The sequence below is a fragment of the Nocardia sp. NPDC050712 genome, assembly GCF_040654295.1.
Classification (GTDB): Bacteria; Actinomycetota; Actinomycetes; order Mycobacteriales; family Mycobacteriaceae; genus Nocardia.
Window position 1 is genome coordinate 360,779 of sequence record NZ_JBFAHT010000006.1, and the last position, 18,874, is coordinate 379,652.

General features: G+C 68.9%; 5 protein-coding genes (1 of these 5 only partly in view). All 5 read right to left on the reverse strand.

The window, feature by feature from the left end; translation table 11 throughout:
- Nucleotides 1-14,962, reverse strand: the 5' portion of a protein-coding gene (locus AB0H76_RS37125; RefSeq protein ID WP_357332041.1) for a hypothetical protein. 12,635 nt of this gene lie to the left of the window's left edge; the window shows 14,962 of its 27,597 coding nt (coding positions 1-14,962); the start codon lies at nt 14,960-14,962; its stop codon lies off the left edge, out of view.
- Between the two features lie 18 nt (nt 14,963-14,980).
- Nucleotides 14,981-15,475 carry a YbaB/EbfC family nucleoid-associated protein gene (locus tag AB0H76_RS37130; RefSeq protein WP_357332043.1) on the reverse strand — a complete coding sequence of 165 codons (495 nt, stop codon included), beginning with the start codon at nt 15,473-15,475 and terminating at the stop codon, nt 14,981-14,983.
- Nucleotides 15,476-15,496: 21 nt separating this feature from the next.
- On the reverse strand, nt 15,497-15,817 hold the full coding sequence (locus AB0H76_RS37135) for a hypothetical protein (RefSeq protein ID WP_357332045.1): 321 nt from the start codon (nt 15,815-15,817) through the stop codon (nt 15,497-15,499).
- A 206-nt stretch (nt 15,818-16,023) separates the two neighbouring features.
- On the reverse strand, nt 16,024-16,815 hold the full coding sequence (locus AB0H76_RS37140; RefSeq protein WP_357332047.1) for an ESX secretion-associated protein EspG: 792 nt from the start codon (nt 16,813-16,815) through the stop codon (nt 16,024-16,026).
- Nucleotides 16,812-18,812 (reverse strand): hypothetical protein, encoded by a 2,001-nt coding sequence (locus tag AB0H76_RS37145; RefSeq protein ID WP_357332049.1) that lies wholly within the window; start codon nt 18,810-18,812, stop codon nt 16,812-16,814. Before AB0H76_RS37145 ends, AB0H76_RS37140 begins: the two co-directional genes overlap by 4 nt.
- Between the last annotated feature and the right edge of the window lie 62 nt (nt 18,813-18,874).

An 18,874-nucleotide genomic window follows, 5' to 3' on the forward strand; every position in this document is an offset into this window, starting at 1 on the left:
CGCGGAAACCGTTGTACTGCTTGTCGGCCCAATCTTGGATCTCCTGCCAGTTCTGCGCGTCCCGGTCCATCTCGGCGCGCAGACCTGCCGGGATATCGCGTTCCCAGCCGGGTGCGAGTTCCGCGGCTTCCGCGCTGCGGAACATCGGCTGGATATTGCGTTCCGGCGGCGCGTGCCATTCGTAGCCGCGGAACACGGTGCCGAACGGCGGGATGTTCTGCAGCCACGGCCGGGCCTGCACCCAGCGGCCGATCGCCGGGTGCCGCTGGATCCACGCCTTGACCGCCGGGTGCTTGGGCACCTCTGCGGCCATCAGCAACAGCCGCGTGATGTTGTAGGCGTCCCCGCCCCAGTGCTCGCTGTGGACCATTCCGGCCGGAATGTCGCCGTAGTGATAGGGGTCCGGCGCCTGCGGTGCGTGCTGCGGCAGCATGCTCTCCGGAATCATCCCCGGCGGCGGCCGGTCGACGACCAGCGCGGCATCGTTGACGCCGTCCTCCATCGCCCAGCCGCTGACACCGTCCGGGAACGGCTTGCGCTTGAACTTCTTCGGCGGCTCGTCGGTGTCGCGGCCGGCCTCCCAGTCCGGACGGGTCGGGTCGACGGGGTGCCAGTTCCCGTCGCCGTCGCGCCAGGACACCAGTTCCAGGTTCCGGGCGTTCTGCCAGCCGGTGCTCAGCCGTTCGAGCGCGGGCGGATTCATGGGTTCGGTGCGCCACTGGCCTTCGCGGTCGGAGAGCACCCGGCGGTACTCCACCGTGGCGCGCCGGCGGGCGAGCGCGTCGGCCGCTTCGGGTGAACGCCGCAACGCCTCGGCCAGGGCCCGGTCGTGGTCGGCGCGGGGTGCGCCCGGGTCCGGTCGCGGACTGAACACGACCAGGCGCGGGCGTTCGCCGTCGGCGATGATGCCGACGCGGTCGGTGACCATGCGGGCGCCCTCGGCCTCCCCGATCTGCCGCCACACCCCCGCGACGCGAGCCATCTCGTCCTGCAGGCGGCCGATGCGGTTGTGCGCCTGATCGACGCGATTCGCCACCTCCGCCAGTTGGTCCAGCCGGCGCGCGTGGCCGTCCAGGTCGCCATCGCGGACCGTGCGATCGGCGGCCTCCCGCAGAGCCGGGCCGATGTCGTCGGGGCCGAGCCGGCTCGTGTCGATGTGCAGCGCCCGTGCGAGATCGTCGCGCATGGCGCGCCACGGGGCGATCCGGCGCAGTTCGTCGGCGCGGGCGCGGGCCAGGCGGTCGAGTTCGGCCACCGCCTCCTCCGACGGGCGGCGGTCGGGCCGCACGCCGTCCTGTTCGAGTTCGGCCAGCGTGCGGTCTATTTCGCCGACCTGGCGGTCCAGGTCGTTGACGCGTTCGGCGGCCGCCTCCAGCTTGGCGACGGCGATCTGCCTGCGCGCCAGCTCCTCCGGGTGCACCGCCGCCCGGGCACGGGTCGGCATTTCATCCACGCCACCCGGATTTTCGACGAGATCCCGGCCCAGCTGCTCGTACAGGTCGACGACGGTCTGCGCCAGGTGTTCTCGATCGAGTGGATGCGGGGCGTCACTGTCCGGGCGGGCGGCACGGCCGTCGATCCCGAAGCGCGCGGCACGATCGTCGCGCTTCGCGCGCTGGAATTCGCGTTCCCGCGCCAGTTCCTCGCGCTGCTTGAGCAGGCGCTCGTATTCGGCCTTGCGGTCGTCCGCCGCGTCCGAATCCGGCTGTGTTGCCTCGGGATCGGCGGCCGCCAGCTCTTGGTGGATTTGGTCGAGCCGGTCCATCAATCGCTGATGTTCGGCCTGCGCGGCCTCCTCGTTGCGATCGAACGCCGCATCCAGGGCCGCCCGTTCGCGCAACAGCGCGTCCTCGATGCGGGAACGCGGATCCGGAGTCGAATCCGGCTCGGGTGCGGGCATTTCGGTCCGCCACGCCGCGTCGGCCAGCTCCTGGGTGAGCCGGTCCAGCCGGTCCATCATTCGCTGATGCTCGGCCTGCGCCGCTTCCTCGTTGCGGCGGAACGCCTCGTCCATGGCGCCGAGCTGCCGTTGCAGGGCCTCATCGATCCGGGTCCGCGGATCCGCCTCGGGCGGTGGCGGATTCGTGGACTTCTCGCTGGAGTTCCCGGATTCCGGGTCGGGCTCGGGAGTTTCGGCGGGTGGCGCCTTCGGCGGATCCGACGGCGGTTTGCCCGCACCGTCGGCGGCGGCAGGCGGCTCCGGCGTGCGAGCGACCGGTGACTCCGGCGTGCGCCCGGCCGGGCTGTTCGACGGGTCCGAGGGTGGACCACTCGGGCGGGGTGCGCCCGCCGGGCCGTCCTCGTCGGAGTCACCCCGCTGCGCCGATTCCTCGAAGCGTGCCAGCATTTCCTGCCGGGACTGTTCGAGCTGGTTCAGCAAGCGCTGGTGTTCGGCTTGGGCGGCGGCCTCGTTGCGGCGGAACGCGTCATCGAGGGCGGCCAGTTCGCGCCGCAGGGTCTGTCCGGCTTCGGAGCGCGGATCCGGTTGGCCGGCAAGCGGATCGGCATCCGGGTCGATGCTGCCGTCGAGGCGCTCGTCCATGGTGTCGAAACGAGCGTGCATCTCCTGCTGCAACTCGGTCAGTTGTGCCAGCAGTTCGTCATGGGCCGCTCGCGCGAGCTGCTCGTTGCGCGCGAACGCCTCGTCGAGAGCGGCCGCTTCTTGCTGGAGGGCGGTGTCCGCGCGAGTCGGTGCTTCCGGGGCCGGGCGGGTGCTCGCGGACGGCGGGTCGGCGGGACCGGCCGGCTGGGGACCTGCGACCGGGGGTGGCGGATCAGCGGGCCCAGCGACCGGGCGCGGCCCCGGCGGCTGTCCCTCCGCACGCGGCGCGAGCAGGTCGACGGCGTAGGGGATGCCCGCCCGCCACTCGGTCAACGGCGGCCGGTTCGCGTCCCAGTGGAAGCCCATGCGGATCGCGTGCGCGTTGGCTTCCTCCCAGGTCTTGTCGGGATGTGCGCGCAGGTACTCGGATTCAGCGAGCGCGTCGCGCAGCAACTCGATGTCCTGGGGCAGCGGATCACCGGCGAGGAGCCGGTTCCAGGCCTCGGCCACGTCGGCGACCGGGTCCATCGGCCGGCGCACGAAGCCGCCCACCGGATCGGTGTAATCGCGCACCAGATGCTCATCGCGCATCAGGTGGTTCTTGATCTGCGCGATCTGCTCCGGAGTCAGCTGCGGCACATCCGAATTCATGCGCGGCGCGAGGAGCTCCGCGATAACGCCGGGCGGCATGCCCTGCAGCAGTAGCTCGCGGATGTCGTCCACGGTGTCGCGCAGGGCTTCGGTGTCATCGCCCTCGGCGAACCGGGCCTGGACGTCGTGCACGACGCTGTCGATCGCGGCGTCCAGGCGCTGCATCTGCGCGCGGACATCGCCGGCCGGATCGATGCCGGAGGCCCGGTTCACCAGCTCGTCCTGGATCAGGTTCACGACATCGCGCGCGGCCTGCGCCTGTTGCGACCATCGATGATCGGCCAGGTTCTCCGCGATCGGACGCACGTCGGAGTCGCCGGACCGGAACCGTTGGTACTCGGCGTCGGCCCAGTCCTGCACGCGCTGCCAGTTCGCGACATCCGCGTCCCAGGCCGCCCGCAGCTCCGCGGGCACGTCGGCGCGCAACTCGCCCGGCAGATGATCGTTCGCGTCGTAGGACCGGAACATCGGCTGCACGAAGCGCTCCGGCGGCGCGAACCACTCGTAACCGCGGAACACCGTGCCGAACGGCGGGATGTTCTGCAGCCACGGATTCGCCTCCACCCAGCGGCCGATCTCCGGGTGCCGCTGGATCCACGCCTTGACCATGGGGTGTTTGGGGACCTGCGCAGCCATCAGGATCAGGCGCGTGAAGTTGTAGGCGTCCCCGCCCCAGTGCTCGCCGTGGATCAGGTCGGCCGGAATGTCGCCCGTCTGGTACTTCGCGGGCGCCTGCGAAGCGTTCAGCTCCAGCATGCTCTCCGGAATCTTGCCCGGCGGCGGCTTGTCGATCGCCAGCGCGGCGTCGTTGACGCCGTCCTCCATCGCCCAGCTGCTGACGCCGTCCGGAAGATCCTTCTGCGAGAACTTCTTCGAGCCCTGCGCCTCGGGTTCGGTGCCGTCCTCCCAGGAGGGGCGAGTCGGATCGACGGGATGCCAGGCGCCGTCGCCGTCCTGCCACGCGGTGAGATCCAGGCGATCCACCGGGCCGAACCGGGACGTCAAGTGCTGCACCTTCGGCGGGGCCGCGTTCTCGGTGCGCACGGCGCCCTCGCGGTCGGCGAGCACGCGACGGTATTCGATCTCGGTCTCCGGACGCGTGATCGCGTGCGCCACGGCGGGCGAACGCCGCAGCGCGTCCGCCAGCGCCCGATCGTGATCGGCGCGCGGGTGCGCCGGGTCGGGGCGCGGGCCGAGCACGATGATGCGCGGGCGGTCCCCCTCGATGATGCCGACCCGGTCGGTCACCATCCGGCCGCCCTCGGCCTCGACCATGCGCCGCCAGACACCGGCAACGCGGGCCATCTCATCCTGCAGGCGTCCGATGGCGTTGTCCGCCTCATTGACTCGATCGGCGGCTTCGGCAAGCAGATCCAGCAACCTTGCTCGCTCGGCGACCTGACCATCCGGCACGGTGCGATCGGCCACCTCGGCCAGGGTGCGATCCAGCTCCGCGGGCCCGAGGCGGTTCGGGTCGACCTGCAAACGCTGGACCAGATCCTCGACGACCCCGCGCCACGGTTTGATCGCGCGCAGCTGGTCGGCGCGCTCGCGGGCCAACCGATCCAGCTCCGCGGCGACTTCCTCCGAACGCGGCCGGCCCTCGGCGACACCCGCGCGTTCCAATTCGTCGAGGCGCTGGTCGATCTCGCGGATCTGGTCGCCGAGCTCGTTGACCCGCTCGGCGGCGGCGCCGAGCTTGCGGATCGCCTCGTGCCGGCGCTCGAGTTCGGCACCGGAGACCGGCTGGCGGGCCTGGGTGGACGGCTCGTCGACGCCGCCCGGCCGATCGACGATATCGCGGCTCGCCTCGTCGAAGAGCCGGCGCAGTGTGGGGTCCAGGCGCTCGTGGCTCAGCGCGCGTTCGGGATTGCGGATATCGAAACGCTCGGCCCGATCATCGCGCTTGGCGCGCTGGAACTCCCGCTCCCGGGCCAGCTCCTCCCGCTCCTTGAGCAGGCGGTCGTATTCGGCGCGAGCCTGATCCTCGGTGATCGGCGCGTCCGGATCCGGTTGGCGGCCCTCGGCATTCGGCTCGTCGCCGGACTTCGAGCCCTCCCCCTCCGGCGGTTCGGCCGCGGCCGGTCTGGCTGTCGGCGGATCGGACGGTGGATTCTGCGAGCCGCCGTCGGCTTGCGTCTCGGGGGTCTTGGCCGCCGGGCTGTTGGACGGGTTCGACGGCGGGTCAGCGGGTTTCCCGGCCGCGGCGGGACCGTCCTCATCGGAGTCGCCGTCCTGGCGGGCCGCCATTTCCTGGATGAGCTGATCCAGCCGGTCCATGATGCGCTGGTGCTCGGCCTGGGCCCGTTCCTCGTTGCGGCGGAATGCCTCGTCGACGGCGGCCAGCTCACGCTGCAGCGCCTCGTCCACGCGGGTGCGCGGATCCGGCTGCGGCTCCGGCAGATTCGCCGGGTCAGCGAGCAGACCGGCCGCCATGTCCTGGGCGATCTGCTCGAGTCGATCCATCGTGCGCTGGTGCTCAGCCTGGGCCTCGGCTTCGCGGCGGTCGAAAGCCTCGTTCAGCGCGGTCGATTCGCGTTGCAAGGCCTCGTCTACGCGCGTGCGAGGGTCAGCGGTGGGCGGGTCCTTCGGCGGGTTGATTCCGCCCGGATCGCCCTCCAGTGCGTCGAAACGCGCGGACATCTCCTGCTGCTCGCGCACCAGGTCGTCCATCATCCGTTGATGCTCGGCCTGGGCCGCCGCTTCGTTGCGCCGGAATGCCTCGTCCAGTGCGGCTATTTCACGCCGCAGCGCGGCCGGGCTCTCGAGGTCCTTCGGCACAGCGCCGGGGTCGTCCTGTCCCGCGAGCTCCAGACGGAGTTGCTGGATACGGGCCATCAAGCGCTGATGCTCGACCTCCGCCGCGGCCTCGTTGCGGCGGGCCGCCTCCTCGAGGGCGATCAGCTCGCGGCGCAGGGCCTGACCGGCGGGTGAACGCGGATCCGTCGGTCCCGCAGCGGGATCCGTTTCGGAGTCCGGCGCGACACTGTTGTCCATTCGTTCGTCGATGGTGTCGAACCGGGCGAGCATTTCGCTGCGAGCTGCGGCCAGATCCGCCATCATCCGGTCGTGCTCGGCCTTGGCCTGTGCTTCGTTGCGATCCAAAGCCGCGTCGAGAGCGGAGGATTCGCGCTGCAACGCGGTCTGGGCGGGCGACGGCGGGTCCGGCCGCCACGAGCCGTCGTTGTTGCGCGGCTGGTTCGGCGGCTGGGTGCCCTCTGGCAGCGGCAACGGCTGGGTGGCCTGCCCGTCCTCGGGCAGCTGCATCGGGCGGGTGGCGCCGAGCTCAGGCGTGGGGGGCGCCGCCCAGATCTGGCTCGGCGGCAACGCGTTCACGGCATAGGGGATGTCGGCGCGCCACCCGGTGAGCGGCGGCCGGTTCGCGTCCCAGTGGAAACCGAGGCCGATGGCGTGGGCATTGGCCTCCTGCCAGGTCTTGCCCGGATTGGCCCGCAGGAACTCCGATTCGGCGAGCGCGTCCAGCAGCAGCACGAGATCCTGCGGCAGCGGCTCGCCCGCGATCAGGCGATGCCAGGCCTCGGCGATATCGGCCAGCTGGTCCATCGGGCGGCGCACGAAAGGCCCTGCCGGATCGGTGGAATCACGCACCAGGTGCGCGTCACGCATCAGATGATCTTTGATCTGCGCGATCTGCTCGGTGGTCAACCGCGGCACACCGTGCGTCATCCGGTCGGCGATGGCATCCGCGATCTGCCGCGGATCGGCGCCGTCGGTCAGCAATTCGCGGATATCGGCGAGCGTGTCCTGGATCGCGGTGCGGTCATCGCTGGCGAACCGTGGCGCCAGCTCCTCGGCTAGCCGCTCGATGGCCTCCTGCTGCCGCTGCAACTGAGCGTCGATATCGCCGCGCGGGTCGACCCCCGGCTCGTTGCGCAACAGGTCCCGCACCCGGTCCACGGCCTCGCGGGCCCGCTCGGTCTGCTGTTCCCGGCGCTGCTGATCCAGACCTTCGACGATGCGCGCGGCATCGGAATCGTCGGCGCGGAAGGCGTCGTACTGCGCGTCGGCCCAGTCCTGCACCCGCTGCCACGCCGCGGCATCGCGGGCCATCGCCTCGCGCAGGCCCTGGGGGATGTCCCGCTCCCAGCCCGGTGCGAACTCCGCCGGATCACCATCGCGGAACACCGGCTGAATATTGCGCTCCGCCGGTGCGTTCCACGGGAAGTCCCGCATGAACGTACTGAACGGCGGGACGCGCCGCAGGATCGGATGTCGTTCGATGAACTGGCCGATTTCGGGATGACGCCAGACAAATCGTTGCACTGCCGGATGTTTCGGCACCTGCGTCAGCATCAGGATGAGGCGGGTGAGGTGGTAGGCGGTGGAGCCGACCACCATTTTCTCGATCGCGTCCGCTGGGACATCCGGCGGCTTGTGGTACGGCTCGGGCGCACCCGGCGCGTGCGTCTCCAGGAAGCTCTCGGGAATCTTGCCCGCGGGCACGTCGTCGACGACCAGCGAGCCGTCGTTGATCACGTCCTCCATGGCCCAGCTGCTGACGCCGTCCGGCGGGTCCTTCGGGCGGACTTCCTTGTTGTCCTCGCGGTCACCCTTGCGCTTGCCTTTGAGGTCGCGCTGCTCCTCGCCGCGCCGCTGTTCCGCCTCGGCCCGGTCCTCGTCCGACAGGAACTTCCGCTGTGTGGGGCGATGGCCGCGGCCCTCTTCCCACTCCGGGCGCGTCGAATCAATCGGATGCCAGTTGCCCTTGGTGTCCCGCCACGACGCCATCTCGAAGTTCCGGCCATCGACGAACGGGGTGCGCAGCCGCTCGATCGCCGGGCCGGCCATCGGTTCGGTGCGCGTCCGGCCGGTACGGTCGGCGAGGACGCGGCGATACTCCACCTCGGCGTTGTCGCGGGTGAGGACCCGGGCCACCTCCGGCGAAAGGCGCAACGCCTCGGCGAAGGCTCGATCATGGTCCGCGAGCCTTCGATCCTGCTCCGCGCGTGGCGTATTCGGCTCCGGTCGCGGCGCATTCGAGTCCGAACGCGGACCGAACACCACAACCCGCGGACGCTTACCGTCAGCGCCGGGGATGATGCCGACCCGGTCGGTGACCATCCGGCCGCCCTCGGCCTCGATCATGGAACGCCAGACCCCGGCAACCCCGGCCATCTCGTCCTGTATTCGGCCGATCGCATTGTCCGCCTGGTTGACCCGGTCAGCGGCGTCGGCGAGCAGGTCGAGCAATCGGGTGCGCTCGGGCACGTCCTCGGCCCGCACGGTGCGATCGGCCGCCGCTTGCAGCGTGTCCGCCAGATCAGCCGTCCCGAGCCGGTCCGGATCGACCTGCAAGCGCTGCGCCAGATCCGCGAGCACGTCGCGCCACGGTTTGATATTGCGCAGCTCGTCCGCACGCTGTGCGGCGAGACGATCGAGTTCGGCGATGACCTCCGCCGACGGCGGACGGCCCGCTGCCGCACCCTGCCGTTCCAAATCGGCCAGCCGATGGTCGATTTCGCGGATCTGGTCACTCAGATCATTGACCCGCTCCGCGGCCTGGGTCAGCTTGCGGATCTCCTCCTGGCGGCGCGTGAGCTCGTCACCGGACACCGGGCGATGCGCCTGCGAGGACGGTTCCTCGACGCCGCCCGCGCGGTCGACGAGATCGCTGCCCGCTTCCGCCATGAGGCGGCGCACGGTCGGCTCCAAACCCTCACGGCTCAACGCGGTTCCGCGGTCGCCGATATCGAGTCGAGCGGCGCGGTCATCCCGTTTGGCGCGCTGGAACTCGCGCTCGCGTGCGAGTTCCTCGCGCTCCTTGAGCAGGCGCTCGTACTCGGCCTTCTGCTCCGGGGTGGCCTGATGCTCCGGATCCGGTTGCGGTTCAACAGGTCCCGGGTCGACCTCGGGGTGCTGGGCGGATTCGACCGGTTCCACCTGCGCATGCGGATCCGGCCAGACCTGCCGATCGAACGGCTGCCGGTTCGGCTCAGGCGGATCGGCCCAGGTCGGCGGCGCTTTCGGTGGATCCTCGGGCGGATTCTGCGAACCACCCTCGGGTTGTGGCGCCGGCGGCTCCTCGCGCGGCGGGCCGCCGGCGTTCGGATCGAACCCGTTCGGCGGCGTCGCGTTCGGATCGGGGAGGGCCAGGTCTACGGTGTCCGGGTCGGAGCCGTCGGGGTTGGTGTTGTTCGCGCCCTGCGGATCAGGGGGCGGCCCCGGCACGAAGGGCGGCGGCACGGCTCCGCCGGGCAGTACGCCGTGCGCCTGGTCCCAGTTGCTGCCGTAGAGCTCGGCGTAGCTCGGCGTGCCAGGCTCGGAACGACGTGCCATATCTTGCCCGAGACCCTCTGTACCACCGAGGAATCCGGCCGCCCACAGCTGGTCCAGCGCGGTCGGGTCGGCGCGGTAGGCCGCCGAGCGCGCCCGCTGGAAAGCCTCGTCGTAGACCTGCTCCGACCGGTCGACCGGGATCAGGGCGGTCGGATCGGGGTGGCCTTGCTCGAGCAGCAGTGCCCGCAATTGCTTGCGCAGCTCGATTTCGAGAGCGTGCGCACGCGCCTCTTCGGCCAGCATGCTGTCGACGTAGTCCTGCCGCGTCATCGTCAACCGGTCGCGGTTGGTACTCGCCGATTCCGCGTGGTGAATGTCTTCGGCATGAATCGCCGCGTGCGCCAGGGCAATTGCCTGCTCGAGATTCGATGCGCCGATATCGAGCACGATCGTGCGACTATCCGGCAGGAATCGTGCCTCGGCGCCGGGTTCGTGCACGACCGACACACCGGCGCGGTCGAGCATGTCATTGACCCAGCCGCCGAGTTCGGTGTCGCCGAGCAACTGCCGGACCTGCTCGGTGCGCCGGGCCGACTCCTGCCCGGCGAAATCGCGGGATTCCGGCGCGTTCGCGGGGATCTCGGGCGCGGCCGCCGGCACCCTGGGCATCTGCTCGACAACATCGGAGGGGATCCTGTTGACCCGGACGACGTTGTCATTGTCCAGATCGACGCGAAGGTAGGTCACGGTGTGGTTGGGGTTGCCTACCGCCGCTTGCACGGCCGAGTCGCTGACAATCGCCAGGATGAGCGATCCATCGAAATCACCGCGGACATCGGTCACCAGCAGGTGCGGCGGATCGCCGTCGAGCAGCGCCACTCGGTCGTTGACCAGGTGGCCGGTGACGCCTTCGCGGTCCATCCGTTCCTCGAGCACATCCCGGCTCGCGAGCGCGGTGCTCGCGTCGTGCGACCGGATGGTCTGCGAGATGAGCGACCGGAATCGATCGGTCTGATCGGAGAGCTGCAAGATGTCGAGCTCGCGGCGCAGCAACTCGGCCCGCCGCTCGGCCTGCTCCGCGGTCAACGGAGCGTCGGCCAGATTCTCCGGCGCGACCCCGAGCGTGCGAGCGAACTCCGCCCGTTCGCTGGTGACTGCCTGGCGCAACTCCTCGGCTCGGCGGGCCGCCTCGTAGGGCCCCCGGTCCTCCGGCGCCAGACCGAGGCGTTCGGCCCGCGCCGCGATGTCCTGCGCGATCTGGCCGGCTCGAACCCGATCCGCCATCCCCTGGTTGGCGTGCTCACGGACCTCCCGCTGGACCTCGGCAGGCAGGGGGTGGACGCTGCGGTCATAGCCGGAGGTGTCGTGGACCTGCTGCCAGTGATCGCCGTAGTACTTCCGGTAGTTGCCGCCGTCGGCCCACGGACTGTCGGCGACGTCATCGTAGATCGCGTCGATGCCCGCTTCCCGGGCCATCGAGCGCCGCAGATCCTCGGATAGGTCCGGCCGCTGCGCGGTGAGATCGGCCAGGGCGCGGTCGTAACTGTCGAGGTAGGCCTGCTGACGCGGGCCGGGCTGCACGCCGTACTCCGCGCCGAGCTCACGCATGAACTCGCCCTCACGACCGAAAGCCGCGGCTTCCTCCCGGATCATCGCCCGGACGTAGTGGTCCTGGCCCATATTCAGTACGCGCTGCGGAGTGTGCGCGCTCTCGCCGGACAGCGCGCTCTGCGCGTGCAGCGCCTCGTGCACCAGGGTGATCGCCTGGACGAGATGATTGCGGCCCTGGCCGAAGATGACCGCGCTGCGTTCGTGGTGGTGGTATTCCCCGCCGCGTCCGGGTCGATCCGGATGGAAGTCCTCGTAGCGCGTCAGTGCCCCGTGCCGGTCCATCATCGCGAGGACTTCTCGGCCGATTTCGGTGTCCTGCAACAGACTCCGGACCGCGTCCGGTATCGGGTCCAGCGAGGTGCCGATACGCGGGATGGTCTCCGGGGCGTCCGCGGGATTTCGGCGATCCGCCGGGTCGGCGACACGATCGCGGTCGAGCGAGTCCGCGACGCGATCCCGGTCCACCTGGTCCGCGACGCGATCGCGACTCGAGCCGTCCGCGCCCGGCCGCAGGCTGGTGCCGTCGCCGAACTCGGGCGAACGCACCGGATTGCCTTGGGCGTCATAGAGAATCGCGTGCACGCTGCTGAGGTCGCGGGGCGTGGTCGGCGGGAAGGTCTCGCGCCTGCCCGCCGCCGGATCCGAGACTTCCACGTAGAGTTCGCCCGTTTCCGGGTGCGCGCGCACGGTGAGTACGTAGGCGTGCGCGCCGACGCCGTGCTGATCGACGGGGCCCGTATAGGCGTCGACCACCAGAGCACGGGCCCCCTCCCCCAACTTGAGCAGTTCGTCGGCGATCGGCTGATGTGGTGACTGGTCCGGATCTGCCTCCGGTATCCGCTGAAGCGGCGCACCGGCCGCTGCCTCCAGTTCGGCCCGGGACATGCCCGCCGCGCCCACCGGTTCAGTCGGTGGGCGGATGTGCGTGCTGCCGGTGCCCTCCTGGATTTCGGTCAGCGCCAAGCGGCCGCATTCGCCACGGTTCGCGGCGTCTTCCGGTCGGAATGGAGTGCTGGAATCACCTGGTGTGCTGTCAGTTTCGCCGTCGCGGTTTGGTGATCGATCGGCCTGAGTATCCGCGCGATCGGATCGGGGCGGAGCCGCGTCGGCCGGGTGCGGAACCAGCAGGGGCCCCGCGTCCGGGCGTCCAGCGGAATTGTCCCGCTGCGCAGGGGCGTTGTGACGATCGGGAGTATCGGGCCGCCACGGCGAAGTGGGTTCGATATCGCGGGCACGCGGCGCGGGTACAGGTTCGTGCCGCGGTGCCGTCGCGCTATCGCGCTGTGGCGCGGAAGAATCCGCTCCGTCACGAGTGGGTGTGCTGGGCGAAGCGTCATGACGCTGGCTGGAATCGGTGGTGTCACGTGCGGGGGGCGAGGTGTCGCCCGGATTGCGCTGCGGCGTAGTCGAATCACCATCCGCACGTGGAAGCAGCCCTTCACCAGTACGAGTCGGAATGTCGCCCGGATTGCGCTGCGGAGCGGTCGAATCACTATTCGAAGGCGGTGCCGCCCCTTCGCCGTTCCGAACCGGAGTGCTGGCATCGGGCGAATTCCGTGACGTCGCGGCCGAATGCGATTCGGGGCGGCCCGCAGGGTTGACCTGATCGCGGTGGGGAGCATCCGGGCGGTGTGTGGTCGCTTCCGGGCGGACTTGCGCGGCGTTGCCGGCGCGGGTGGGATCGGTGCGCGGAGCCTCGGAGCCGCCGCGTTGCGTCTGTACGCCGGGTTCGGGGTTGGTGGGTCGGGTCGACGTGTCCGTGACTCCGGCGCGGATTTCCGGACGGTGTGGGGATGTTCCGTCGCGGACGGGGGTGGAGCGGGAATCAGGGCTGCTCGCGCGGGTTTCCGAGGTTCGGGTGTCCGACGTTCCCGCGCGACTATCCGGAGTGGCGGTACGACTGTCCGGAGACGCGGCGCGCGGGTCGGCGGATTTCAGGTCTGAAGTCTGCGGGCGGGACGACGTGTCGCCACGGGTGGGCTCGGAACTGCCCGTTTGTGGTGTGGCGTGCTGGTTCGCCGGGCCGGCGGCGTTCGGGGCGGCGTTGGTCGCGGGCCCCGCATTGGTTACGGCGGGACCCGGGCCGGCCATCGCAGGACCGGGGTTGGTCGCATTTGTATTCGGCGACTGGGCGCTGACCGGATCCGCCCCGACCGGGGTGCCATCGATCCGGCTCGACGGCGAAACATCGGTGGCGCCAGGGGTATCCGGGCGCGATCCGGCATCGACGCCAGCGTTGAGCGGTGTGCCTGCCTGCTGCCCCGGCGCGGCGGTTGTGTCCGCGCCGGGGCGCTGAGAAGCTCCGCTGTCGGACCCGTTTTGCGTTGGCGAATGGTCGCTCGGACCGGCGTGCTGGGCGGGGCCGTTCCCGGTGTGCTGCGGGTTGGCCGCGTCCCCGGCCTGCGGCGTGCTCGCGTCCCCGCCCTGCTGATTCGGGCTCCCGGCCTGCGGCTGGTTCGGGTCCCCCGCCTGCGGAGCGTCCGCAGGCGTGCTCGCGTCGCCGGCCTGTGGCGTGGAGCTTCCGTTGGTCTGCGACGCGCTCGGATCTCCGTGGGTTCCAGTTGGATCCGACGTACTCGGCTGGTTTCCGCCCGGAGTGTTGGTCTGCGGGGACGCTCCGCTGTTTTGTGGATTCTCCCCCGTGTTCTGGGGTGCGTTCGCGCCGTTCTGCGTGCCGTCGGTGGTACCCGGAGGTGTTTGACCCGCAGCGGGATTCGTACCGGGTGTTTGCCCACCGGGCTGAGTGGCACCGGGTTGCGCAGCGCCCGGCTGAGTAGCACACGGCTGAGTAGCACCCGGCTGAGTAGCACCCGGCTGAGTTGCACCCGGCTGCAAGCTCGCGGGATCCAGCCCGCCCGGCGTCAAATTACCCAGACCAGGCGGAAGTTCCGGCGGGCGGAATCCGATTCGCGGATCCGGGGGCACCGGCGCGGGCCCGAACCCGCGGCGTTCCCAGAACGCGTCCGAGAACGTCCGGTTCGCACCGGACATCGCACCGTTGCTCGCGCCGGCGGTGAGCATGCGCGGGTCGAAACTGCTGAGCGTCTGCCCGGCTTCCTGCCAGGCCTTGTCCCAATCGAAATCGCCGGTCAGCGCGGTCTGCAAGAAAGGAAGCGCGAGGCTACCAGCGAAACCCGCACCGGCGCCGACCACACCCGCCGCGGCGCCGGTGGTTCCGCCCACCACCCAGTTCGGCGTCCCGGTCGGCACCTTGTCGCCGAGCCAGCGGCCGAATTTGTCGCCGAAGGGGCTGGCCACGCCCGCGCCGATCGCGGAGGTGAACGCCGTGACGCCGACCTGCCCCCAATCGACGTCCTTGCGACTGCCTTTGGATACCTGCCAGCCCTGGATGCCCACTTCCTGGACCGTGCCGATCAACGTGTCGATCGCGACGTGCCGGACCAGGAAGGTGGCCAGCTTGCGGCCCAAGAACCTCGCGAGCAGCGAGATGACGCGGTTCATCAGGTTCTGCCCGATGACGCGGATCGCCACCCGGGTACCGGCTATCGCGACGGCTTCCACCGCGGGAGCTGTCGGCGGAAATATCCAGGCCAGAGCGATTTCCGCAGCGAGCAGCGCCAGCGAGGTGATCATCATCGCCTGGCCGTACTCGATTTCGGTACCGACGCCGTCGGCCGAGGCCGCGATCTTGTCGAAATGCTCGGCGAGCTTCTCCACCGACTGCGGGCCGGTGCGCAGGCTGTCGAAGGCCTTGGTCATCTCCTCGATGCCATCGCCGGACAGGTAGGCGTCCAGCGACAGTCGCTTGGCGTCGTCGACGTCGTCGAGGATGTCCCGCAGTCCCTGTGCGGCGGTGGTCCAGTCGTCGCGGAGACCCCACATCCCCTCCGGGTCCCCCGAGGGCCATTCCGACCCGGCTACCCATTCCAGCCAGCTCAGCCAGCCGGGCAACTCAGCCATGCGCCACTACCATCGGAGTCACCAACTCGAGTCGGTGACTCCGCGGCCGTCGGCCTCGACGAGTGGGGTATCGACAGCACTGAACGTCATCGCCGAATCGGCGGCGGCCCGCTCCGGTGACCCCGGCGGCGCGAGCGAAACCGGCGGCAGCTCCGGCGGACTCAGATCGGGCATGCCCTCGACCAGATCACTGAGCTTGGGCAGCCGCGCCCGCTGCTGCTGCAGCGGCGCCATCAACTCCTCGGTCTTGCGCCCGACCTCGGCGTGCGCCTGCTGCGCGGCCTCGGTGATCGCCCGCGCGATCTCGGAGTAGCTCAAATCCTCTATGCCCGAGCCGAACTTGGTCTCGATGATGGTGCCGCTGGCGTTGACGGTGACCGTCACCCGCTTGCGCGCCGTAGCGCTCGCGGTGAGCGCGGCCCGGCTCTGCTGAATACGGGCGATGGTGCGGAACTGCTGCTGGACCCCCTCCAGCACCGCCACCATCTGCTCTTTCACTATTTCGTTTGCCATGAGCTGCAGGCGAGTTCGCGTCTATCGGTACTGGTCCGCGTTCCCGTCGTCCATGGCTCGCAAATCTTTCGCGCCCTTGAGCTGCCCCTCGGAGAACTTGCCGAAGGTGCCCGCGATCGCCGTGGTGCTCTCGGCCAAGCCATCACGCGAAGCCAGATAGCCGTTCTCGCCGTTGGCGAACTGATCACCGATGGTGTCTCCGGGCACGCCCCACGGGGTGCCGCGGCCGGCGATCGAGGACTTCAGGGTGGACAGCACGGTGTTGAGCCGGTCCCGCACGTCATCGGTCTTGCCCCCCGCCTTCTCCAGGCGGTCCACGTAAACCTCGAGCCTGCCGGCCATACCCGTTGTCCTCCAGCGCTTCTGCGGGGCTGCCCGCAACTCAGATCGATCGTGCTTGTCGACGATCGCAGGCGTGGGGAACGTGACAGTGGCCCGAGAGTGAACGAGCGGTGTGGACGCGGTGACCACAAAAAAATGGCCCTTGCCGTTGCCTGTGCAGCAACGGCAAGGGCCGGATCACCCGGGGAGAATCGCCGGACTCCCTACTACTCCCAATGGGTTTCGGCGCGTTCGAGCATGGCCTCGATCATGTCGTCGAGCTTCGACAGTACCGCCTTCTTACCCATGCCGACCGCAACCGGTGACGAGGAGGGCAGTTCGATGACGTAACGGCCGTCGTCCGGCAGATCCCGCCAATACAGGAACTTCTCCATAAGACCGCGCGGCCCGAACTTGGAATGCCCCTGATAGATGGCTATCACACCGGTTCTGTCGGCCGGGCTCGCGAAGAACTCGCTACTGCGCGAAGTGACGTCGCTATCGGTCTCTTCACTGACCCACGATCCGGTGTAGCCGTGATGCTCGCTGCCCTCGATCTGCTTTACCACGATCGGAATGCTCCGGTGGCGGCCGCCTTCGACGTTCGGAGGTAACAGATCGACCACTGCCTGGGCCAGGCCACGGGGACCGCACTCGGTAACTATGTAACCACCACTGTGGCCGCGGGTTTCACCGGGGATCTGGGAAACGATAAAGCCATGCATGCCGGAACGGACAGCACGCGCTCTGATCCACTTCTTCGGATCCTCGTCGTTCCCGTCGTACCAGCCCCTTAGAAGCACGGAAATCTCTGGCCGCACAAGAATTCGAAAGAATTCTCGCAACGCGGGATCGATGGTGTTGGACACTCGCTCCCAGGTCTGGATGGCGTCGAGTTCGTATTCGTGCATCCATTGATGGCGAACCAAATACGTCAGCGGCGTCGGAATGTGATGCTTCGCCAACCTGTCGCACAGGACATCGAATTCCAGGTCGGTGAACTTCCACGTCTGCGTCACGCCTGGGCCTCCGGACCCATATGCTGGAGGTCTTCGTCGGCGGATGCCTCCGCCGGAGCATCTTCGCTGTCTTCCGTCTGCCGTATCAGCGGTTCGGACTCGGCGGGCCCCGCGGTCACGCCCGGGATGTTCCAGCCGGAACCGTTCGAACCGGATTCTTCCGCCGAGGCGACGCCGGCTCCGGACGTCGTACCCGGATCGAAAATCCCCGGGGACGTTTGGAATTGCGCGAGGCCCGGCACCACGGGCGCGCCGGGAATCGACGCGCGCGGGAACAACGACTGCCCGGCCTTGCCGTCCGCGTTCGCCCACGCCGGCCGGCCATCCTCACCGGCCGCCCTGGCGCCGGACTCACCGCCGATACCGATGGCGTCGCCGAACGGCTTGAGTGCGGGATTCCTTTCGATCAGCGCCCGGAGTTCCGGGTTCTTGGCCAGTGCTTCCTTCACATCCGGGTAGTTGTCGAACAAGCCACCGAGCGCCCTGAAGTCCGGCTGGCCGAAGAGGCCGGCCGGGTTGAGCTTCTCCAGCGCCTGCACGAGCTGCGGAAGTGTTTGCGCCAGAGCGGGAACCGCCTGGGTGATGGCACCCATCAGCTGCCCGAGCAGGTCTTGGCCGCCGCCTTGGCCGGGGCTCTGCGACTGACCGGGACCGGGCGTCGTGCCCGGGCTCGGAGGCTGGCCGGGGCCAGGGCTCGGATGCGAGGGCTGCGAGGGCTGCGAGGGCTGTCCCGAGGGGGGCCGCGTGGGAGTAGGCGTCGCCGACGGGGACGGCGACGATGGAGACGGCGTGTGCCCGGACGGCGGCTGGGACGGCGGCTGGGTCGCGGTGGGCGGCGGGGTGGTCTTCGGACTCGGGCCAGGGCCCGGGCCACCACTCGGCTGACTCGGGTGGGTGCTCGGCGGCGCTGCCGCAGGAGGCCCGGTAGGCGACCCGGTAGGCGGCCCGGTAGGCGGCCCGGTAGGCGATCCCGTAGGCGGCCCGGTGGGCGCTGGCACAGTGGGCGGATCGGCAACCTTGGGGAAAGACTTCTCTGTGTTCTTCAAGCCCGCTACGTAGATATCCTTGAAATGTCCCTGCCAATTAGGAAGTTCATTCTCTCTGCAGGTCTTGCACGTATAGTTCTGTTCATCCCGGCTCGGCATCGCGGTCTTTGTCTCTTCGAGCCACTCCACCGTGTATTCATGGTTCAGCCGCATCATGTCCATCTCGCCACGCATGACCGTCATCGACTGGGCGTACTCGGAGACGGTTTTACGGGCCGATTCGGCAGCGTAACCTTTCCACCTCTCGGCAGTGATCTCCGACAGTTCATTATTGAGGTTGTAGATCCCGGTCTCTATCCGCGCCGCCATCTTCCCCCAGGCTTTTGCCCCCTCCCCGATCGGATCCGGCTTGATGTCTTCCTGAAGCTTAACCAGCGCTTCCGCACTCATCCCTCCTGGAGACTCGGTGGGAATGGAAATCGTCGGATCGCCGACAGCAGTCGCACCGAACGAACCTTTCGACAGACCGTCGGGCAGCTTTTTCAGCTTCTCACTATCGTCTTTTTCGCCCTTCCCACCTCTGTGTGGGTCACCTGGCTTGTACCCCACATCCCGAGCAGCGGGAGTCGGGTCGACACTCCCGATCTCACCCTTGATTTTCGTGAGATCTGCTTCCGAGTAGTCCTCGGTCTTTTCGAATCGATCGCCCGCATCCTTGAACAAATCGATAAAACCGCTCAAATTCTTGATGTGCTTTTCGATTTGATCATAGATCTCGGTCGATTTCTTATTGAATGCGTTTGCGAGCCGCTCTCCGGAGTCCAGATTTCCGAAGGGCGCACGTGTCAGCCCACTACTGGTGCCGCCTGCGAGGCTCGCAGGTCCGAAGATCTTCTGATAGCCCTCGAGCTCTTGAATCATGTCGTTGCATGACTTCGCCGCATCCAGCGCCGCTCGCGGATCAACCTTCAGTTTGGCCGATTTCGACAAAGCCAGCCAATCGCCACCCACGTCGCCGCTCCCTCACTACAACTGACAGTCGTCAGCCAGACTCTATGCCGGATTCGGATCGC

Coding starts and splice junctions, on each gene's coding strand:
- AB0H76_RS37130 (WP_357332043.1), bottom strand. CDS start 15,475: ATGGCAAACGAAATAGTGAAAGAGCAGATGGTGGCGGTGCTGGAGGGG.
- AB0H76_RS37135 (WP_357332045.1), bottom strand. CDS start 15,817: ATGGCCGGCAGGCTCGAGGTTTACGTGGACCGCCTGGAGAAGGCGGGG.